The sequence below is a fragment of the Pseudomonas sp. F007 genome, from assembly GCF_057814275.1.
The window spans coordinates 520,957-541,152 of the sequence record NZ_JBVATA010000002.1 but is presented as its reverse complement, the minus strand read 5'-3'; the positions used below and the strand labels follow the sequence as shown (position 1 = coordinate 541,152).

The 20,196-nt window shown below is 61.7% G+C and carries 21 protein-coding genes and 1 riboswitch; of the genes, 9 read left to right on the top strand and 12 right to left on the bottom strand.

The genetic code is table 11. From position 1 onward, the window contains the following. Positions 1 to 169: 169 nt before the first annotated feature. Entirely contained in the window at positions 170 to 838 is a 669-nt protein-coding gene (locus tag ACZYR5_RS06720) for a polysaccharide lyase family 7 protein (protein WP_489088629.1), read from the top strand. 135 nt (positions 839 to 973) lie between these two features. Beyond that, positions 974 to 2,203, top strand: coding sequence for an alanine racemase (gene alr, locus ACZYR5_RS06715; protein ID WP_489088630.1), 1,230 nt, complete (start codon positions 974 to 976; stop codon positions 2,201 to 2,203). A 160-nt stretch (positions 2,204 to 2,363) separates the two neighbouring features. On the opposite strand, the gene ACZYR5_RS06710 is transcribed toward alr, so the two are convergent. From ACZYR5_RS06710 to tkt, 7 genes are all read right to left on the bottom strand, one after another. Next, on the bottom strand, positions 2,364 to 2,771 hold the full coding sequence (locus ACZYR5_RS06710; RefSeq protein ID WP_489088631.1) for a hypothetical protein: 408 nt from the start codon (positions 2,769 to 2,771) through the stop codon (positions 2,364 to 2,366). Between the two features lie 234 nt (positions 2,772 to 3,005). Beyond that, entirely contained in the window at positions 3,006 to 4,070 is a 1,065-nt protein-coding gene (gene fba / locus ACZYR5_RS06705) for a class II fructose-bisphosphate aldolase (RefSeq protein WP_027617054.1), read from the bottom strand. 113 nt (positions 4,071 to 4,183) lie between these two features. Continuing rightward, complete coding sequence (locus ACZYR5_RS06700; RefSeq protein WP_256830785.1) at positions 4,184 to 4,516, bottom strand: MliC family protein; 333 nt, start codon at positions 4,514 to 4,516, stop codon at positions 4,184 to 4,186. Between the two features lie 58 nt (positions 4,517 to 4,574). Beyond that, positions 4,575 to 4,796, bottom strand: a complete 222-nt coding sequence (locus tag ACZYR5_RS06695) for a hypothetical protein (protein ID WP_489088632.1) — start codon at positions 4,794 to 4,796, stop codon at positions 4,575 to 4,577. Positions 4,797 to 4,829: 33 nt separating this feature from the next. Then, positions 4,830 to 5,993: a phosphoglycerate kinase gene (locus ACZYR5_RS06690; protein WP_489088633.1), complete on the bottom strand. Its 1,164-nt coding sequence runs from the start codon at positions 5,991 to 5,993 to the stop codon at positions 4,830 to 4,832. A 28-nt stretch (positions 5,994 to 6,021) separates the two neighbouring features. Continuing rightward, the gene (epd, locus tag ACZYR5_RS06685) at positions 6,022 to 7,092 is read right to left on the bottom strand and encodes an erythrose-4-phosphate dehydrogenase (protein WP_256830788.1); all 1,071 of its coding nucleotides are present in this window, start codon (positions 7,090 to 7,092) and stop codon (positions 6,022 to 6,024) included. Between the two features lie 179 nt (positions 7,093 to 7,271). Further along, complete coding sequence (tkt, locus tag ACZYR5_RS06680; protein ID WP_489088634.1) at positions 7,272 to 9,269, bottom strand: transketolase; 1,998 nt, start codon at positions 9,267 to 9,269, stop codon at positions 7,272 to 7,274. A 39-nt stretch (positions 9,270 to 9,308) separates the two neighbouring features. Here tkt and ACZYR5_RS06675 point away from each other — a divergent pair, with 39 nt between their 5' ends. From ACZYR5_RS06675 to ACZYR5_RS06660, 4 genes are all read left to right on the top strand, one after another. Continuing rightward, complete coding sequence (locus ACZYR5_RS06675) at positions 9,309 to 9,518, top strand: hypothetical protein (RefSeq protein WP_489088635.1); 210 nt, start codon at positions 9,309 to 9,311, stop codon at positions 9,516 to 9,518. 24 nt (positions 9,519 to 9,542) lie between these two features. Beyond that, positions 9,543 to 10,538: an ArsR/SmtB family transcription factor gene (locus ACZYR5_RS06670; RefSeq protein ID WP_489088636.1), complete on the top strand. Its 996-nt coding sequence runs from the start codon at positions 9,543 to 9,545 to the stop codon at positions 10,536 to 10,538. A 19-nt stretch (positions 10,539 to 10,557) separates the two neighbouring features. Beyond that, a complete protein-coding gene (gene metK / locus ACZYR5_RS06665; protein WP_489088637.1) occupies positions 10,558 to 11,748 on the top strand; it encodes a methionine adenosyltransferase in 1,191 nt (396 codons plus the stop codon). A 239-nt stretch (positions 11,749 to 11,987) separates the two neighbouring features. Continuing rightward, positions 11,988 to 12,383: a DUF1090 domain-containing protein gene (locus ACZYR5_RS06660; protein WP_489088638.1), complete on the top strand. Its 396-nt coding sequence runs from the start codon at positions 11,988 to 11,990 to the stop codon at positions 12,381 to 12,383. 127 nt (positions 12,384 to 12,510) lie between these two features. Here ACZYR5_RS06660 and ACZYR5_RS06655 read toward each other — a convergent pair whose 3' ends face one another. Then, a complete protein-coding gene (locus ACZYR5_RS06655; RefSeq protein ID WP_489088639.1) occupies positions 12,511 to 12,960 on the bottom strand; it encodes a c-type cytochrome in 450 nt (149 codons plus the stop codon). A gap of 127 nt (positions 12,961 to 13,087) precedes the next feature. Between ACZYR5_RS06655 and mltA the strand changes: the two genes are divergently transcribed. After that, positions 13,088 to 14,260 (top strand): murein transglycosylase A, encoded by a 1,173-nt coding sequence (gene mltA, locus ACZYR5_RS06650; RefSeq protein ID WP_489088640.1) that lies wholly within the window; start codon positions 13,088 to 13,090, stop codon positions 14,258 to 14,260. 43 nt (positions 14,261 to 14,303) lie between these two features. Here the strand turns inward: mltA and ACZYR5_RS06645 are convergent, their stop codons facing one another. Further along, positions 14,304 to 14,687, bottom strand: coding sequence for an MAPEG family protein (locus ACZYR5_RS06645; RefSeq protein ID WP_027617044.1), 384 nt, complete (start codon positions 14,685 to 14,687; stop codon positions 14,304 to 14,306). A 36-nt stretch (positions 14,688 to 14,723) separates the two neighbouring features. After that, a complete protein-coding gene (locus ACZYR5_RS06640) occupies positions 14,724 to 15,557 on the bottom strand; it encodes an EamA family transporter (protein WP_489088641.1) in 834 nt (277 codons plus the stop codon). A 192-nt stretch (positions 15,558 to 15,749) separates the two neighbouring features. Between ACZYR5_RS06640 and ACZYR5_RS06635 the strand changes: the two genes are divergently transcribed. Beyond that, a complete protein-coding gene (locus tag ACZYR5_RS06635; RefSeq protein WP_489088642.1) occupies positions 15,750 to 16,928 on the top strand; it encodes an MFS transporter in 1,179 nt (392 codons plus the stop codon). A gap of 352 nt (positions 16,929 to 17,280) precedes the next feature. Then, positions 17,281 to 18,546, top strand: a complete 1,266-nt coding sequence (locus ACZYR5_RS06630) for a cation:proton antiporter (protein ID WP_489088643.1) — start codon at positions 17,281 to 17,283, stop codon at positions 18,544 to 18,546. On the opposite strand, the gene ACZYR5_RS06625 is transcribed toward ACZYR5_RS06630, so the two are convergent. Further along, positions 18,540 to 19,412 (bottom strand): formate/nitrite transporter family protein, encoded by an 873-nt coding sequence (locus tag ACZYR5_RS06625; protein ID WP_489088644.1) that lies wholly within the window; start codon positions 19,410 to 19,412, stop codon positions 18,540 to 18,542. The genes ACZYR5_RS06630 and ACZYR5_RS06625 overlap by 7 nt on opposite strands. 73 nt (positions 19,413 to 19,485) lie before the next feature. Further along, positions 19,486 to 19,890 carry an acyl-CoA thioesterase gene (locus tag ACZYR5_RS06620; protein WP_489088645.1) on the bottom strand — a complete coding sequence of 135 codons (405 nt, stop codon included), beginning with the start codon at positions 19,888 to 19,890 and terminating at the stop codon, positions 19,486 to 19,488. 197 nt (positions 19,891 to 20,087) lie between these two features. After that, positions 20,088 to 20,190, top strand: a riboswitch (S-adenosyl-L-homocysteine riboswitch). The last annotated feature ends 6 nt before the right edge of the window (positions 20,191 to 20,196 follow it).

Here is a 20,196-nt window from a genome sequence, read left to right as displayed (position 1 = left end):
CGGTCTGTCTTTGCAGGCCCCGTAAACCGGTCGGTGTGGCACGTCGCCATTTAGTCGGCGTCAAAAAACCGTTAACAATGGTTGCGCTCACGTTTATAAAGGCCGCCCTTTCATGCGTACGCCAAGGCATTGGCACGCATCAACCGGCAGCACTTGTGGACACCTGACGATGATCGATCTCGCAACCTGGAACCTCAGCGTTCCCGTTGGCAGCCCTCCCGCCACCATCGACACGCCCAAGCTGGTCAGCGGCTTCAAGAACCAGTACTTCCATTCCAGCAGCGGCACCCTGTTTTTCTGGGCGCCGGTCACCGGTACGCGCACCGAAAATGCCATTTACCCGCGTACCGAACTGCGTGAAACCTACAGCAACGGCACCCTGCGCAACTGGCTGTATCCCGAGGCCGACAACTCGCTGCGAGCAACGCTGAAGGTGAGCAAGGTGCCCAGTTCGGGCAAGGTGGTGATTGGCCAGATCCACGCCTACGACAGTCAGAAGCCGTTGGTGAAACTCGAGTATCAATACAAAAGCAAAACCGCGACCGGCAACATCGTCGCCAAGGTCCGCACCCGGCCGGATGACGCCGAGGGCCGGGTGATCACCATCGCCAGCGGGGTCAAGCTCGACCAGGACTTTTCCTACCTGATCCACCTGAGCCCCGGTGGCGCCCTCGGCATCAGCGCCGCCGGCTCGCAGTGGGACTCGAAGATCAGCGCCACCTGGCGCGACAAGCCGCTGTACTTCAAGGCCGGGGTCTATGTGCAGGACAACGCCGGCCCGACCAGCGAAGGGGCCCAGGTGAGCTTCAGCAAACTGGACATCGATCACGACAAATAACCCCTCGCAGATGCAGGACCACGACGCTTTCAGACAGATCCGCGCCGAGGGGCTCGACATTCTTGTAGGACAATTTGAGTATTGCGCCGCGTTATTTAAACGCCCCCCCTACAAGAACGTCATGGAGACACACCGATGCCCTTCACTCGCACCCTTCTCGCACTCTCTCTGGGCATGGCGCTGCTGCACAATCCAGCCTTCGCCGCCCCGCCGCTGTCGATGACCGACGGCGTGGCGCAGGTCAGCACCCAGGACAGCAACGCCTGGGTGGAAATCAACAAACAGGCTTTTGAAAACAACATTCGCGCCCTGCAGGTCACGCTGGCCGGCAAGTCGAAAATCTGCGCGGTACTCAAGGCCGACGCCTACGGCCACGGCATTGGCCTGCTGATGCCCTCGGTGATCGCCATGGGCGTGCCCTGCGTCGGCGTGGCCAGCAACGAAGAAATCCGCGTGGTGCGCGAAAGCGGCTTCAAGGGCCAGTTGATCCGTGTGCGCACCGCCGCCCTCAGCGAACTGGAAGCGGCGCTGCCGTACAACGTCGAAGAACTGGTGGGCAACCTCGACTTCGCCGTTCGCGCCAGCCTGATCGCGGAAAACCACGGCCGGCCACTGGTGGTGCACATTGGCCTGAACTCCAGCGGCATGAGCCGTAATGGCGTGGAAATGACCACCGCCCAAGGCCGCCGCGACGCCGTGGCGATCACCAAGGTGCCAAACCTCGAAGTGCGGGCGATCATGACCCACTTCGCGGTCGAGGACGCTGCGGATGTCCGCGCCGGTCTCAAGGCGTTCAACCAGCAGGCCGACTGGCTGATCAAGGTCGCGCAACTTGACCGCAGCAAAATCACCCTGCACGCGGCCAACTCCTTCGCCACCCTGGAAGTGCCCGAGTCGCACCTGGACATGGTCCGTCCCGGCGGCGCGCTGTTCGGCGACACCGTGCCCTCGCACACCGAATACACCCGGGTCATGCAGTTCAAATCCCATGTCGCTTCGGTCAACAGCTACCCCAAGGGCAACACCGTCGGCTACGACCGCACCTTCACCCTGGCGCGCGACTCGAAACTGGCCAACATCACCGTCGGCTACTCCGACGGCTACCGCCGCGCCTTCACCAACAAAGGCATGGTGCTGATCAACGGCCACCGCGTGCCGGTGGTGGGCAAGGTATCGATGAACACCCTGATGGTCGACGTCACCGACGTACCCAGCGTGAAAAGCGGCGATGAGGTGGTGTTGTTCGGCAAACAGGGCAAGGCCGAGATCGCCCAGGCGGAAGTCGAAGAGATCAACGGCGCGCTGCTGGCGGACTTGTATACGGTGTGGGGCAATTCCAATCCGAAGGTGTTGGTGGATAAGTAAGGTCAAGTAGTCGGAGCAAGCCCTGTGGGAGCGGGCTTGCCCCGAGCGACGTTCCGACGATTGAGCCATCAGCCACACCGCATCAGCGTCATCGCGAGCAGGCTCGCTCCCACAGGATGTTTTCAAACACTAAAAAATTTGTTATCGACACAATCATTATTTACTTTTTCTTAACTTCCTTGAATTCAAAATCTCCTTCCGCTTGAAAAGCACCTTCTTTCAGTTTGAACACCCCAGTAAATTCCGGCCAACCTTTGGTCAAGTGAATCGTCCCTTCAGCAAATAAACCAGCCACTTCACCATCGTATTCCAACTGCGCCCTCAAGCTCGGGTTATCCTTGACGAATGTGTGCTCTACCCCAACCTGAAGATTAACGGGAGCTTTGATCACCATATAATAACGGTGCCCATTAATTTCCTTCCGCCCCGGCCTGACGTAAAAGAACTCATTATCCGCAGCCAAATGGCCATACTCTTTCAAATTCAGAGGAGCGGGATCAAGCTCTCCGTATTTGTACACAACATTAAGATCGCCAAACGCATTGGCGGCTGGATATTTATCTTTCATTTCTCACATCCAACAAAAAGTAAGTGAGTCGAAAGCGTAAACTTTCCCAGGCAAGGACACACCTATCAGATCTGACAGTAATTCATAACCAGTTGAAATTACGGATTAGCGTTAATAACCAAATAATAGCCACCCGTGATTTCTCCGCGCCGATCGTTCGTTAGAGCAGAGCTAAATATTCCAGACAAAAAAATACCCCGACAAGTCGGGGCATTTTTAATTCAGGCCGTCGGCTTAGTTGACCTTCGCGTTCAACTCACCTTTCAGGTAACGCTGGTACATCGCTTCCAGGGAGATCGGCTTGATCTTCGAAGCGTTGCCGGCGGTGCCGAAGGCTTCGTAGCGGGCGATGCACACGTCGCGCATGGCGGTGACGGTGGCGCCGAAGAATTTGCGCGGGTCGAACTCGCTCGGGTTGGTGGCCATCAGGCGACGCATCGCACCGGTGGACGCCAGGCGCAGGTCGGTGTCGATGTTGACCTTGCGCACGCCGTGCTTGATGCCTTCGACGATTTCTTCAACCGGTACGCCGTAGGTCTCTTTGATGTCGCCGCCGTACTGGTTGATGATCGCCAGCCACTCTTGCGGAACCGAAGACGAACCGTGCATCACCAGGTGAGTGTTCGGAATGCGCTTGTGGATTTCCTTGATGCGGTCGATGGCCAGCACGTCACCGGTAGGTGGCTTGGTGAACTTGTAGGCGCCGTGGCTGGTGCCGATGGCAATCGCCAGGGCATCGACCTGGGTGCGCTTGACGAAGTCAGCGGCTTCTTCCGGATCAGTCAGCATCTGGCTGTGATCCAGCACGCCTTCGGCGCCGATGCCGTCTTCTTCACCGGCCATGCCGGTTTCCAGCGAACCCAGGCAGCCCAGCTCGCCTTCTACCGATACACCGCACGCGTGCGCCAGGGCCACGGTTTGCTGGGTCACGCGGACGTTGTAGTCGTAGTCGGTCGGGGTCTTGCCGTCTTCACCGAGGGAGCCGTCCATCATTACCGAGCTGAAGCCCAGTTGGATCGAGCGCTGGCAGACGTCAGGGCTGGTGCCGTGGTCCTGGTGCATGCACACCGGGATGTGCGGGAATTCTTCGATGGCCGCCAGAATCAGGTGACGCAGGAATGGCGCGCCAGCGTATTTGCGAGCGCCGGCCGAAGCCTGGACGATCACCGGGGAGTCAGTCTTGTCAGCGGCTTCCATGATGGCGCGCATCTGCTCAAGGTTGTTGACGTTGAAAGCTGGAACGCCGTAGCCGAATTCGGCTGCGTGGTCCAGCATCTGGCGCATGCTGATAAGTGCCATTGTGAGTGTCTCTCCCGGTTTAGGGTCGTTAATCGTGCAAGCCTGCCGTAGCGGCGGCTGCTATTCAAGTTATTGCAGATCGGGGGTCAAACCCCGGCCTGCGAATCAGGGTGTTACTTGGCCTTGCAGCCACGGCCGATCAAATCATTGGTGGCGACCCAGTACACCAGGCCTTCGTCACCCTTGAGGTGAAACGCCAACTGGTCGTCGCTGTACAGCGATCCACTGCCAGCGGGCTCGAGTTTCAGGCGATGCACCTGATCATCGGCAAGACGCACATCCACTGTTTCCTGCGCGGCATCGGCGAAGCGCCAGTGCACGACGGCCTGGCTGTCACACACCCAATCGGTCCAGTTATCGGACGCGGCAGGGGCTGACGCCAACGGGTTCCAACCAGCACATCCGGCAAGCACTGCCAGGGAGGCCACGGCGATCAAGCCTTTCATCCATTTTCCTCGGCTGGCGGCAACGGCCGCCGGCACTGGCGTTAGTCAGTCAGACCGGTCAGGGACATCCCTGTTCCCTGGCCGGCGTGTGCGTCTCGTATTTATCCAGGCCCTCGGGCCCGGAACGCTTGTTGAGCACCGGATTGGTTTCCGCCTGCCAGTCGGCCTGGTAGCAGCCTTTTTCCGGCGCGCCGGTTTCCGGGTCCTTGGCGGCCTTGGGACTGCTCCCGCAACCGGCCAGTACCGCAGCGGCAATCAACGTCGCTAACGTCTTGACCATGTGAACACTCCTTTGCCTGGTCAACGGGCGGCCTTACGCCTTGGCCCGGCTTTCCAGGACTTCAACGGCTGGCAGCACCTTGCCTTCGACGAATTCGAGGAATGCGCCGCCACCGGTAGAAATGTAGGAGATTTGCTCGGCAACGCCATATTTATCGATGGCCGCCAGGGTGTCGCCACCACCGGCAATGGAGAACGCCGAGCTGTCGGCGATGGCCTGGGCCAGCACTTTGGTGCCGTTGCCGAACTGATCGAATTCGAACACGCCCACCGGGCCGTTCCACAGGATGGTTTGCGACGATTTCAGCAGCTCGGCGAAGTGCGCAGCAGTCTGTGGGCCGATGTCGAGGATCATGTCGTCGGCGGCCACGTCGGCAATCAGTTTGACGGTGGCGGCGGCGCTTTCGGCAAATTCCTTGGCCACGACCACGTCCACTGGCAACGGTACGCTGACCTTGGCGGCGATGGCGCGGGCGGTGTCCAGCAGGTCCGGCTCGTACAGCGATTTACCGACCGGGTGACCGGCTGCGGCGAGGAAGGTGTTGGCAATGCCGCCGCCGACGATCAGTTGATCGCAGATCTGGCTCAGGCTGTTGAGCACGTCGAGCTTGGTCGAGACCTTGGAACCGGCAACGATGGCGGCCATTGGCTGGGCCGGGGCACCCAGCGCCTTGCCCAGTGCGTCCAGTTCGGCGGCCAGCAATGGGCCAGCGGCGGCAACCTTGGCGAACTTGGCCACGCCGTGGGTCGAGCCCTCGGCACGGTGGGCGGTGCCGAAGGCGTCCATCACGAACACGTCGCACAGGGCGGCGTATTGCTGGGCCAGTTCGTCGGCGTTCTTTTTCTCGCCCTTGTTGAAGCGCACGTTTTCGAACAGCACCACGTCGCCGGCCTTGACGTCAACGCCGCCCAGGTAGTCGGCCACCAGCGGCACTTCGCGGCCCAGGGCCTTGCTCAGGTAATCGGCCACCGGCTTGAGGCTGTTCTCGGCCGAGAACTCGCCTTCGGTCGGACGGCCCAGGTGCGAGCAGACCATGACGGCCGCACCTTTTTCCAGGGCCAGCTTGATGGTCGGCAGCGAAGCCAGGATACGCGCATCGCTGGTGACTACACCGTCCTTGACTGGGACGTTGAGGTCTTCGCGGATCAATACGCGCTTACCTTGCAGATCGAGGTCGGTCATCTTCAACACGGTCATGGGTCGCACTTCCTGGGGGTTCACTGTTTTAGACAGCAGGGTTTTGAGAGGCAGAAGGTTTGATAGCGGTTTGCAGATAGTGTTCGGCAACGTCCAGCATGCGGTTGGCAAAACCCCACTCGTTGTCGAACCAGGCCAGTACATTCACCAGCCTGGGGCCGGAAACACGGGTCTGACTGGCATCGACGATGGCCGAATGCGGGTCATGGTTGAAATCGCAGCTTGCATGGGGCAGCTCGGTGTAGGCCAACAGCCCCTTGAGCGGGCCGCTGGTGGCGGCCTCGCGCAGGATCCGGTTGACCTCATCGGCGTCGGTGTCGGTCACGGTTTGCAGGGTGATGTCCAGGCACGACACGTTGACGGTCGGCACCCGTACCGCTTTGGCCTGGATTCGCCCGGCAAGTTCCGGCAACAGCCGCTCGATGCCACGCGCCAGACCAGTGGACACCGGAATCACCGACTGGAACGCCGAACGGGTGCGGCGCAGGTCTTCGTGGTGATAGGCGTCGATCACCGGCTGGTCGTTCATCGCCGAGTGGATCGTGGTGATCGACACGTAGTCCAGGCCAAGGGCCTGGTCCAGCAGGCGCAACAGCGGCACGCCGCAGTTGGTGGTGCAGGAGGCGTTGGACACCAGCAGCTCGTCGCCGCTCAGGCAGTCCTGATTGACGCCGTAGACGATGGTGGCGTCGACATCCGCCTCGCTGGCCATCGGCTGGGAAAACAACACCCGCGGTGCGCCGGCGTCGAGAAAACGCTGGCCATCGGCACGGGTGTTGTAGGCACCGGAACATTCGAGCACCAGATCGACACCCAGGGACGCCCAATCGATGCCTTCGGGGGTGGCACTGCGCAGGACCTTCACGCAGTCGCCATTGATATGCAGACAATCGCCGTCGACCTTCACCTCACCGGGAAACCGGCCGTGGGTGGAGTCGAAGCGTGTCAGGTATTCGACACTGGCCATGTCGGCCAGATCGTTGATCGCGACAATTTCAAACCCGGCCTTCTCGCCTCGCTCAAACAACGCACGCAGGACGCAACGACCAATCCGGCCGTAGCCGTTGAGTGCAACTTTGTAAGGACGCGGTTGAGGCATGGGGTTCTCGATAATGCGCAGCCAGGCGAAAATCTTGTGTGCACAGCCCCTTTGTAGGAGCTGGCTTGCCAGCGAATGGGACATCCGATCCAACACTGCTGTCGACGGAAAGGTCGCTTTCGCTGGCAAGCCAGCTCCTACAGAGGGTTGCGGTGGTCATGAAACCACCGCACTTTGCTTCAGTCTTCCAGCAGCTCTTCAGCCTGACCCAGGATGTTTTCCAGGGTGAAGCCGAACTCTTCGAACAGCGCTGGCGCCGGCGCCGACTCACCGTAGGTGGTCATGCCGATGACGCGGCCTTCCAGGCCCACGTACTTGTACCAGTAGTCCGCGTGAGCGGCTTCGATGGCGATCCGCGCGCCCACTTGCAGCGGCAGGACCGCTTGCTTGTAGCCGGCATCCTGGGCATCGAACACGCTGGTGCACGGCATGGAAACCACGCGCACCTTGCGGCCCTGCTCGGTCAGCTTGTCGAAGGCCTGAACCGCCAGGCCGACTTCCGAACCGGTAGCGATCAGGATCAGCTCAGGCTCGCCCGCGCAGTCTTTCAGCACATAGCCACCACGGCTGATGTCGGCAATCTGGCCGGCATCACGGGTTTGGTGCTGCAGGTTCTGACGCGAGAAAATCAGTGCCGAAGGACCGTCCTTGCGCTCCAGGGCGTACTTCCAGGCCACGGCCGATTCGACCGCGTCACCTGGACGCCAGGTGTCCAGGTTCGGCGTGCAGCGCAGGCTGGCCAGTTGCTCGATTGGCTGGTGAGTCGGACCGTCTTCGCCCAGACCGATGGAGTCGTGGGTGTAGACGTGGATCACACGCTGCTTCATCAGCGCCGACATGCGCACCGCGTTGCGGGCGTATTCCATGAACATCAGGAAAGTCGCGCCGTAAGGCACCAGGCCGCCGTGCAGGGCAACGCCGTTCATGATCGCGGTCATGCCGAACTCGCGCACGCCGTAGTACATGTAGTTGCCGCTGGCATCTTCTGCGCTGACGCCCTTGCAACCTTTCCACAGGGTCAGGTTGGAACCGGCCAGGTCAGCCGAGCCGCCAAGCACTTCCGGCAGCAGCGGGCCGAACGCGTTCAGGGCGTTCTGGCTGGCTTTACGGCTGGCGATGGTTTCGCCCTTGGCGGCGACTTCAGCGATGTAGGCCGAGGCTTTTTCCGAGAAGTCCGCCGGCAGCTCACCGCTCAGGCGACGCACCAGCTCGTTGGCTTCTGTCGGGAAAGCAGCGGAGTAGGCGGCGAAACGCTGATCCCACTCGGCTTCGACCGCACGGCCCGCTTCCTTGGCATCCCACTCGGCATAGATGTCGGCCGGGATTTCGAAAGGACCGTGGTTCCAGTTCAGCGCTGCACGGGTCAGGGCGATTTCCGCGTCACCCAGTGGGGCGCCGTGGCAATCTTCCTTGCCTTGCTTGTTCGGCGAACCGAAGCCGATGGTGGTCTTGCAGCAGATCAGGGTCGGCTGCTCGCTCTTGCGGGCGGTCTCGATGGCAGTCTTGATCTCTTCCGGATCGTGGCCGTCGACGTTGCGGATCACCTGCCAGTTGTAGGCCTCGAAACGCTTCGGCGTGTCGTCGGTGAACCAGCCTTCGACTTCGCCGTCGATGGAGATGCCGTTGTCATCGTAGAATGCGATCAGCTTGCCCAGGCCCAGGGTGCCGGCCAGGGAGGCGACTTCGTGGGAAATGCCTTCCATCATGCAGCCATCACCCAGGAACACATAGGTGTGGTGATCGACGATGTTGTGCGATGGACGGTTGAACTGCGCCGCCAGGACTTTTTCCGCCAGGGCGAAACCCACGGCGTTGGCCAGGCCCTGGCCCAGTGGACCGGTGGTGGTTTCAACGCCTGGGGTGTAGCCGAATTCCGGGTGGCCAGGGGTGCGGCTGTGCAGTTGACGGAACTGCTTGAGGTCTTCGATCGACAGGTCGTAGCCGGTCAGGTGCAGCAGCGAGTAGATCAACATCGAGCCGTGACCATTGGACAGCACGAAGCGGTCGCGGTCGGCGAAGGATGGATTGCTCGGGTTGTGTTTGAGGTAGTCACGCCACAGTACTTCGGCGATATCCGCCATACCCATGGGGGCACCTGGATGTCCGCTGTTGGCTTTTTGCACGGCATCCATGCTGAGGGCACGAATGGCGTTGGCACGCTCACGACGGCTGGGCATCGCTGATCTCCTGGGGGTTCAGAATCAAGAGTGAATAAAATGAAACGGAAAAAAGGCGTGCATTTTCCCTCAGCGGACAGCCTCGGGGCAATGACCGATAGACGATCAGGCACGTTTTTCCTGTGGATAAATGCATCGCAACCGGGTGAAACCTTTCCGCATTCGATTTGTAGAGTAGGGTTGGGCCCAGGAAGTGCCATCCATCGAGCAATATCAAAACTTTTTGATATTGAACTTGCGGTGATTTGACGGCCTGTCTAGACTGCCGGCCATATGAATCTACCTGCGTCCTCCATTCGCCCTGACGATTGCGATGAGCTGGCGGCCCTGTGCAAGGCCGGCGGCGATCCGCTGCGCCTGAATGTTTTGCGCGCCCTGGCCAACGACTCGTTTGGCGTCCTGGAGCTGGCGCAGATTTTTGCCACCGGCCAATCGGGCATGAGCCACCACCTCAAGGTGCTGGCCCAGGCCGATCTGGTGGCCACGCGCCGCGAAGGCAATGCGATCTTCTACCGCCGCGCCCTGCCCCGCACCGAACTGATGGGCGGCAAGCTGCACGCCGCCCTGCTCGAAGAAGTCGACAGCCTGACCCTGCCCGGCGATGTGCAACTGCGCATCACACAGGTTCATGGCCAACGGGCAGCCGCCAGCCAGGATTTTTTCTCACGGGTAGCGGAAAAGTTTCGCGCCCAGCAGGACTTGATCGCCGGCCTGGCGCAGTACCGCGAAAGCGTGCTGGCACTGCTCGACAAACTCAGCTTCGGCGACGGCGCCACGGCGATTGAAGTCGGCCCCGGCGACGGCAGCTTCCTGCCGGAGCTGGCGCGCCGCTTCAGCCAGGTCACCGCGCTCGACAACAGCCCGGCGATGCTCGAGCTGGCGCGCCAGGTGTGTGCCCGCGAAGCACTGGGCAATGTCCACCTGCAGTTGGCCGATGCCCTGAACGGCGTCAGCCTGGTGGCCGATTGCGTGGTGCTGAACATGGTCCTGCACCATTTCGCCGCGCCAGCCGACGCCCTCAAGCACCTGGCTGGCCTGCTGCAACCCGGCGGCAGCCTGTTGGTAACAGAGTTATGCAGTCACAACCAAAGTTGGGCCAGGGAGGCCTGCGGTGATCTTTGGTTGGGCTTTGAACAGGACGATCTGGCCCGTTGGGCCACCGCTGCGGGACTCGTTCCCGGGGACAGCCTCTATGTAGGCTTACGTAATGGTTTCCAGATCCAGGTCCGCCACTTTCAGCGACCGACTGGCGACACTCACCATCGGTAAATTTCAGGAAAACATCGAGATGAGCGAATACTCCCTTTTCACCTCCGAGTCCGTATCTGAAGGGCATCCGGATAAAATCGCCGACCAGATTTCCGATGCGGTGCTGGACGCCATCATTGCTGAAGACAAGTTCGCCCGCGTGGCCTGCGAGACGCTGGTGAAAACGGGCGTGGCGATCATCGCCGGCGAAGTCACCACCACGGCCTGGGTCGACCTCGAGCAGATCGTCCGTGATGTGATCACCGACATCGGCTACACCAGCTCCGACGTCGGCTTCGACGGCGCGACCTGCGGCGTGATGAACATCATCGGCAAGCAGTCCCCTGACATCAACCAGGGTGTCGACCGTGCCAAGCCTGAAGATCAGGGCGCCGGCGACCAGGGCCTGATGTTCGGCTACGCCAGCAACGAGACCGACGTGCTGATGCCAGCGCCGATCACCTACTCGCACCAACTGGTCCAGCGCCAGGCTGAAGCCCGTAAATCCGGCCTGCTGCCGTGGTTGCGCCCGGACGCCAAGTCCCAGGTCACCTGCCGCTACGAAGGCGGCAAGGTGGTTGGCATCGACGCCGTGGTGCTGTCGACCCAGCACAACCCGGACGTGTCGTACAAAGACCTGCGCGAAGGCGTGATGGAGCTGATCGTCAAGCACGTCCTGCCAGCCGAGCTGCTGACCAAGGACACCCAGTTCCACATCAACCCGACTGGCCAGTTCATCATCGGTGGCCCGGTCGGCGACTGCGGCCTGACCGGTCGCAAGATCATCGTCGACAGCTACGGCGGCATGGCCCGTCACGGTGGCGGCGCATTTTCCGGCAAGGACCCATCGAAGGTCGACCGTTCGGCCGCCTACGCCGGTCGTTATGTGGCGAAGAACATCGTCGCCGCCGGCCTGGCCGAGCGTTGCGAGATTCAGGTTTCCTACGCGATCGGTGTCGCCCAGCCGACGTCGATCTCGCTGAACACCTTCGGCACTGGCAAGATCAGCGACGACAAGATCGTACAACTGGTGCGTGAAGTGTTCGACCTGCGTCCTTACGCCATCACCACCATGCTCGACCTGCTGCACCCGATGTACCGTGAAACCGCTTCGTATGGCCACTTCGGCCGTACCCCGGCGACCAAGACCGTGGGCGAAGACACCTTCACCACCTTCACCTGGGAAAAGACCGACCGCGCCGACGCCCTGCGCGCTGCCGCCGGCCTGTAACCCAGCTGCACAAAAGCCCCGCACGGTTCGCCCTGCGGGGCTTTTTCATGGGCGCTGGATAGCTCGCCCGAAGCGCTGGCAGCAAATGGTTACCGGATTGAATGCCCCTCGATGCCCGGGAGCTTGCTAACATTGACGGTTTCCGCGAGCGCAACAGGCGCTATTGCAACCAACGCCCGTTGCCGCGTTCCAACAGACTTTACGTTCGCGACTCCATCACCTTTCAACACGGAGCCTCCATGAAATTTCTTGCACCGCTCGCCCTGCTGACCCTGTGCAGCGTCTTCGCCGCGCCCTCGATGGCCACCGAGCAAGCCCCGGAACTCACCGGCTGCGCCGCCAAGCGCCAGTCCATCAGCACCCAGATCGAACAGGCCAAGGCCCACGGCAATGCCGAACAGCAGGCCGGCCTGGAAAAAGCCCTGAGCGAAGTCACCGCGCACTGCACCGATGCGTCGCTGAAGAAAGAGCGCGAGAACAAGGTGCTGGACGCCAAGCATGAAGTCAGCAAGCGCCAGGCTGATCTCGACAAGGCGATGAAGAAAGGGGATCCGGAGAAGATCAACAAGCGCAAGGACAAGCTCGCCGAGTCGCGCAAGGAATTGCAGCAGGCGCTGGATGAGTTGGATAAGTAACGGGCGGGTTTTGCGGGGGGGGTTGAGGGCCTCTTCGCTACGATGCGGCGGCCCGACAAGCCAGCTCCTACGGGAGCTGGTCACAACTTGCGGCTTATGGCTTGCAACTTGAGGCTCCGGCTACGGCTCAATGATCCCGAAACTGTTTATGGCAGGCACTGCAGGCATCTTCGACTTTCTGCACCGCAGGGCCCAGGTTGCTGGCCTTGTAGGGCTGAACCTGGCTGGCGATCACCAATTCACCGGTGGCCGCCTCGAGGGTGCGGGCCATTTCCTGGAAGCGCGCCTGCTTCTCCCAGACATCGGCGGTGGCACTGCTGTTGTCTTCTTCACGGACCTGCGGGAAATGTTTCCACGGCTCATGGGACAAGGCATCGAGCTTGACCGCGCCCTCGGCGAATTTCGCGCCGTCGAACGGGACACGCCCGCGCAGCATGCCGCCCAGGTCTTCGCCGGTCTTGAGCATTTGCTTGAAGATCGCCTTGCGCTGACCCAACGGCGAGTTGGGATCGACACCGCCACAGGCGGTCAGGGCCAGGCAGGCCAGCAATACAACTGAAATTCGTTTAAGCGTCATGGTGGCTCAAGGTCCGGAAATCGGCGGCCAGTATCCTCGCCTGAACCGCAAAGACCAATAGCCCTATCAACAATACGGGTTGCCGCAGCCGCCAATGCGCTGCGCCAACCAGCACAGGAAGTACCGCATGAACACTCGCTTCAAGGCCTGGGGCAAGACCCTGGCCTGGACCGTCCCGATGATCGCCCTGCTGGCCGGTTGCAACGGCGGCGACAACACCAAGCCGCAAACCCACGCCATCGCCACCTACTCCAGCGCCACCTGGGACGCCTTGCCGGCGGTCTCGGACAGCGACCTGCTGGCCGGTTTCGGCTCATGGCGCAGCGCCTGCACTCGACTCAAGAACGATCCGGTCTGGGGCCAGACCTGCGCTGCGGCAGCCAGCGTCGCCCTGGAACCGGGCGCGGTGCGCAGCTTTCTCAAGGAACACTTGCAGGTCTACGGCCTGCGCTCCTCGGGCGGCAACGCCAATGGCCTGATCACCGGCTACTACGAGCCGGTCTATCCGGGCAGCCTGACCCAGACCCCGAGCGCCCATGTGCCGATCTACGGGGTGCCGGAAGACATGATCATCGTCGCCCTCGACAGCCTCTACCCAGAGCTCAAGGGCAAGCGCCTGCGCGGTCGCCTGGAAGGTCGTGTGCTCAAGCCGTACGACGATTCCGCGACCATCGAGAGCCAAGGCGTGAAGGCACCGGTGGTGGCCTGGCTGACCGACCCGATGGACCTGCAATTCCTGCAGATCCAGGGTTCCGGCCGGGTCCAGCTGGCTGACGGTCGCCAGTTGCGCATCGCCTATGCCGACCAGAACGGCCACCCCTACCGCCCCATCGGCCGCTGGCTGGTGGAACAGGGCGAGCTGAAGAAAGAAGAGGTGACCATGGGCGCCATCAGCGCCTGGGCCAAGGCCAACCCGACGCGCATTCCCGAGTTACTGGCCAGCAACCCGAGCTATGTGTTCTTCACCCGCAACCCGGACAGCAACGAAGGTCCACGTGGTTCGCTGAACGTGCCACTGACCTCGGGCTATAGCGTCGCCGTCGATCGCAAGGTGATTCCGCTGGGCAGCCTGCTGTGGCTCTCGACCACGCGTCCTGACGGCACCCCACTGGTGCGCCCGGTAGCAGCCCAGGACACCGGCGGCGCAATCACCGGCGAAGTGCGTGCCGACCTGTTCTGGGGCACTGGCGAAGCCGCCGGGCAACTGGCCGGCGACATGAAACAGCAAGGCCAGATCTGGATGCTCTGGCCCAAGGGTGCGGCGCTGCCACAATTGCCCCAGGTGGCCGACAAACCTTGAGGTGACTGGCCTGCGGGAGTGCCGGAGCGCTCCCGCAGGGACTTCACATCGATACGAAGAAGAAGCTGGCGATCAGTGCCATGCCGACGAACCACACCAGCGAGCGCAGGATCGCCCAGTCCGCCAAGTAGCAGATGATGTACAACAGGCGACTGGTGATGAACAACACCGCCAGCACGTTGATCGTCACCAGCTCGGCGTTGCCCGCCAGATGGGCGACGATGACCGCTGCGGCAAAGGCCGGGGTGACTTCAAAACTGTTGAGCTGGGCCGCATAGGCACGCCGGGCAAAACCGTCGAGGTTTTCCAGGAAATCCCGTGGGTCGTGGTTATCCGCCAGGCGAAAGCGCCCGCCCAGCTTGGCGATATAGATGCACACGTATGGCAGGAAGATCGCGATCAAAATGCACCACAGGGCAACCGTCATTGCAGAATCCTTGTTCAGAGTTATCGGGAAGTTCGTCTAGAACTTCATGACCAGCATGCCTATCAGTACCAGCCCACAGGCTAAGAGCCGTGGCGTGCCAAAAGGTTCTTTGAGGTAGCGCATGCCGAACAGCACCACCAGGATCACGCTGATTTCACGCAGTGCCGCCGCTTCGGCAATCGACCCCAACTGCATCGCCCACAGCACCAGAGCGTAGCTGAACAACACACAGAACCCGACCGCCAGCCCCAGCCGCCACTGTTCGCGCCAGAACAGCATGAACGCCGGGCGCTTGCGCACCAGCGCCAGCAACGGAAAGGGCCAGGCACTGAGCAGGGTGACCCAGACCAAGTAATCCAGCGGATGGGACCAGCGCCGAATCGCCTGGCCGTCGATAAAGGTGTAGCAGCCGATGCACAGGCCAATCAGCGCCACCACCGGCAACATCGACCACGGCAGGCGCTCGCCGCCACCACCCTGCCACAGCAGGCACAGCATGCCGAACGGGATCAGCAGGATGCCGAGGATCTGCTGGGTGGTCAGCACTTCACCGGCGAAAATCAGGGTCAGAGCCAGCACCACCAAGGGCGACAAGCCGCGCATCAAGGGGTAGACCAGGCCCAGGTCACCGACCCGGTAGGCCTGGATCAACAGGTAGCGATAGAGCAACTCGAAGGCCGCCGAGGCGAGGATCCACGGCCAGATCTCCAGCGGCGGCAGCGCCACGAACGGCAGCATCAAGGCGACGAACAACAGCGCCACGCTGTCCATGCACGCCACCACCAGCAATCGCTCGGCACTGAACTTGATCAGGGTATTCCAGGCCGCGTGCAACAGCGCCGCGACCAAAACCAGAACCGTGGGTAACACAGCGCCTCCTTGCTCAAGAGAATTGATTCGTCATATGTCTGGAGCTGTTTATACTGCAAGCGAACACGCCGTACTCACGTGCGCACATACTTATTCCAATAAATCCCTGCTGCTGCCGACTCTGCCCAGACTCGGACACCGGCATGCGTTCGCCTGATCAAAGCGTCAAGACTACCGACAGAGACCTTGCGCATGCCACTCGCCTTGCTTGCATTGGCCGTTGCCGCTTTCGGCATTGGCACCACTGAATTCGTGATCATGGGCCTGTTGCCCGACGTTGCCCGCGACCTGGCAGTGAGTATTCCGCAGGCCGGCCTGCTGATCACCGGCTATGCCCTGGGCGTGGTATTCGGCGCGCCGATCCTCGCCGTGGGCACCGCCAAGATGCCGCGCAAAGCCACCTTGCTGGGGATGACGCTGATGTTCATCCTCGGCAACATGCTCTGCGCCCTGGCGCCGAACTACGTCACTCTGATGGCCGCGCGCGTGGTCACCGCGCTGTGTCACGGGGCTTTTTTCGGCATTGGCTCGGTGGTGGCCGCCGGCCTGGTGGCGCCGAACAAACGGGCCCAGGCGATTGCCCTGATGTTCACCGGCCTGACCCTGGCCAACGTGCTCGGCGTGCCGCTGGGGACCGCGCTGGGCCAATACGCCGGCTGGCGCTCGACGTTCTGGGCGGTGTCGGTGATCGGCGTGCTGGCCGCCCTCGCTCAATGGCGGTGGCTGCCTCGGGACATCGCCATGGACAAGGCCAACCTGGCCAGTGAGTTCAAGGTGCTGGGCAAAGCCAACGTGTTGCTGGCCCTGGGCATGAGCGTGCTGGCCTCGACCAGCCTGTTCAGCGTCTTCACCTACATCGCGCCGATCCTCCAGGACATTACCGGCGTTAGCCCCCATGGCGTGACGATCATGCTGCTGTTGTTCGGCGTCGGCCTGACCGCCGGCAGTATGCTCGGCGGGCGCCTGGCGGACAGCCGACTGCTGCCGTCACTGGTGGGCATGGCCCTGGCCGTGGTGCTGGTGCTGGCCGCCTTCAGCCAGACCAGCCACTCGGTGATTCCAGCGGCGATCACCCTGGTGCTGTGGGGCATTTTTGCCTTCGCCCTGTGCCCGATCCTGCAACTGCTGATCATCGACCAGGCCCACGAAGCGCCCAACCTCGGCTCGACCCTGAACCAGAGCGCGTTCAATCTGGGCAATGCGGCAGGCGCCTGGATCGGCGGCCTGGTGGTCGGCAGCGGCGCCGACCTCGCCGACCTGCCCTGGACCGGTGCGCTGGTCAGTGGGCTTACCGTGTTGACGGCGCTGTATTTCATTTATCGGCAGCGGCGGGTGGTGGCAGCGCTGGGGCAATCAGCGACACCGCATTAACTTCATCGCCAACAGGCTGGCTCCTACAGGGATCTATGAACACCCATAAAACCTGTAGGAGCTAGCTTGCTAGCGAAGGGGCCATCAGCAACACCGCATCAATTTCATCGCCAACAGGCTGGCGCCTACAGGGATCTGTGAACACCCGCAAATGAACTTTACCGCCAGCAGGCTGGCCTGCATGTCTGGTGTCACTTGGCGAGGGTCGCGCGCAACATTTGCAGCCTGAAACAGGCCAGAGCACGCGCAAGTGTCAGGGAACCCATCCCATTTGCGAGAGTCAACACCCCCCTTCCCGTCCGCTACCAGAATGTGCCGGACACCCTTATCACCCCCTGCCCCGAGACCCCGGATGCTTGAGCTTGTCGCTGCCTTTATCTGCCTCACCACCCTGCTGACCTTCGTCAATTTCCGCTTCATCGGCCTGCCGCCGACCATCGGCGTAATGGTCACCGCACTGCTGTTTTCCCTGTTGTTGCAGGGCCTCAGCCTGATCGGCTATCCCGGCCTGGAAGAACGCGTGGAACAACTGATCGGCCAGATCGACTTCGGCGATCTGCTGATGAACTGGATGTTGTCCTTCCTGCTGTTCGCCGGCGCCCTGCACGTCAACCTCAATGACCTGCGCAGCTACCGTTGGCCCATCGGCCTGCTGGCGACCTTCGGCGTGTTGATCGCCACGGTGGTCATCGGCAGCCTGGCCTATTACATCTTTGCCCTGTTCGGCTGGCACGTCAGCTTCCTCTATTGCCTGCTGTTCGGCGCGCTGATCTCGCCCACCGACCCGATTGCGGTGCTTGGTGTATTGCGTACCGCCAACGCTTCCAAGCCGCTGAAGACCACCATCGTCGGCGAATCGCTGTTCAACGACGGCACCGCGGTGGTGGTGTTCACCGTGCTGCTGGGCATCGCCCAACTCGGCGAAACCCCGACCGTCGGCGCGACCGCCCTGCTGTTCGCCCACGAAGCCCTGGGCGGCGTGGTGTTTGGCGGGCTGATTGGCTATCTGGTGTACCTGATGATCAAGAGCATCGAGCAGCACCAGATCGAGGTGATGCTGACCCTGGCACTGGTGATCGGCGGCTCGGCCATGGCGTCCGAGTTGCATGTCTCGGCGCCCATCGCGATGGTGGTCGCCGGCCTGATCATCGGCAACCTGGGGCGCAACCTGGCGATGAACGACATGACGCGCAAATACCTGGACGGCTTCTGGGAGCTGCTCGACGACATGCTCAACGCCCTGCTGTTCGCCCTGATCGGCATGGAATTGTTGCTGCTGCCGTTCAGTTGGATGCACTTGCTGGCGGCCAGTCTGCTGGCGCTGGCGATCCTGCTGTCGCGCCTGCTGACGGTGGCGCCGGCCATCGTCCTGCTGCGGCGCTGGCGCACGGTGCCACGCGGCACCATCCGCATCCTCACCTGGGGCGGTTTGCGCGGCGGCGTATCAGTGGCATTGGCCCTGGCCCTGCCGCTGGGCCCGGAGCGCGACCTGCTGCTGAGCATCACCTATATCGTGGTGTTGTCGTCGATCCTGTTGCAGGGCCTGAGCATCGGCAAGCTGGTCAAGCACGTGACCCGTGATGAAACGGCGCCGGCGGCACCGGCCGGGCATCACTGATCAGCGGTGCGTGACGGCTGCGCGGGCTGCTTCGGCGGCCCGCTTTCGCTGCGTACCTGGGCGTGACTGAGCAACGCAAAGATGAAGCTGCCGCCGACGATATTGCCGCCCAGCGTCGGCCCGGCGAACACCAGCCAGAAGTCCGCCCAGGACAACTCGCCGGCAAACACCAGGTACGAGACTTCGGCCGAGCCAACCACAATGTGGGTGAAGTCGCCCAGCGCCATCAGGTAAGTGATCAGGATGATGATCCACATCTTGGCGCTTTCCATAGAGGGGATCATCCAGACCATGGTGGCGATCATCCAGCCCGAGACGATGCCCTTGGCGAACATTTTGCCGGCGTCGTTTTCCATGACCTTGCGCCCGATTTCGAGAAAGGCCAGGTCGGTTTTGCTGTCGAAGATCGGCAGGTGCAACATCACGTAGGCCACCAGCAAGGTGCCGCACAGGTTGCCCACCAGCACCACGCTCCACAGGCGCAAGAGCCGGCCGAGGTTGTCCAGGGTGAATTTGGTCATGACCGGCAGCACTGCGGTCAGGGTGTTTTCGGTGAACAATTGCTGGCGCGCGAGGATCACCGCAAGAAAGCCGGCGCAGTAGCCGAAGCTCGCGATCACTTTGAACGCTTCGCCGTCCGGCAAACGTGAGTTGAGCAGCCCCATGGCCATCAGCGACAGCCCCATGGTCAGGCCGGCGGCCAGCGCGGACCACCAGAGCGCAGCGACACTGCGCTCCAGTTCCTGATCGCCCTGGGTGCGGATGATTTCGTGCAGAACGGCCGCGCGTGGCGGCTGGTTCTTGTCGACGTCGTGCTTTTCCTGCGCCGACAGGTTTGGTGTCTTGCCGTCTTTTTCAGTGCTCATTGGCTGCGCTACCCGGGTGGTCATTCTGGTACGACCCGCCGGGTGCGCCGCTGTTCACTGCGCAGGGGATGAATTACTCGACGGCGGTGCCGTCCTGGAACTGATCCTTGACGTAGCGGATCTCGGTCCGCCCGTGGGCCGCCGGCAGGCCGTCTTCGCCGAGGTTGACGAAGACCATTTTCTCGACGGTGAGGATGCTCTTGCGGGTGATCTTGTTGCGCACTTCGCAGGTCAGGGTGATGGAGGTGCGACCGAACTCGGTGGCAGTGATGCCCAGTTCGATGATGTCGCCCTGGCGCGAGGCGCTGACAAAGTTGATCTCGGAAATGTACTTGGTGACGACGCGCTGGTTGCCCAGTTGCACGATGGCGTAGATCGCCGCTTCTTCATCGATCCAGCGCAACAGGCTGCCGCCGAACAGCGTGCCGTTGGGGTTGAGGTCTTCAGGTTTTACCCATTTGCGGGTGTGGAAATTCATATTCGCTCCTGAGGGTCTTGCCGATGGATGCCGCCCATCATGGCAGAGCCCGGCGCAGAGCTCTACGCTGCATCGACTATGGTCTCGATCAAGATAATCAACCAGCCGACAGAAACCCTTTGGCAGATCCGCCCGGCCCGCTATAATCGCCTCCGTTTCAAAACGGTCATCTTCGACGGTTACCGTTTTCCCGCCACCTGTCCGAGGGGCGCTGCAGCAGGCTAGACCTGTCAGGCTCGGATGGGGCGTTGCCTGGCCTAATTGGGCCGGACACTAAACGCACAACGGCGCCCATTCGCATACATT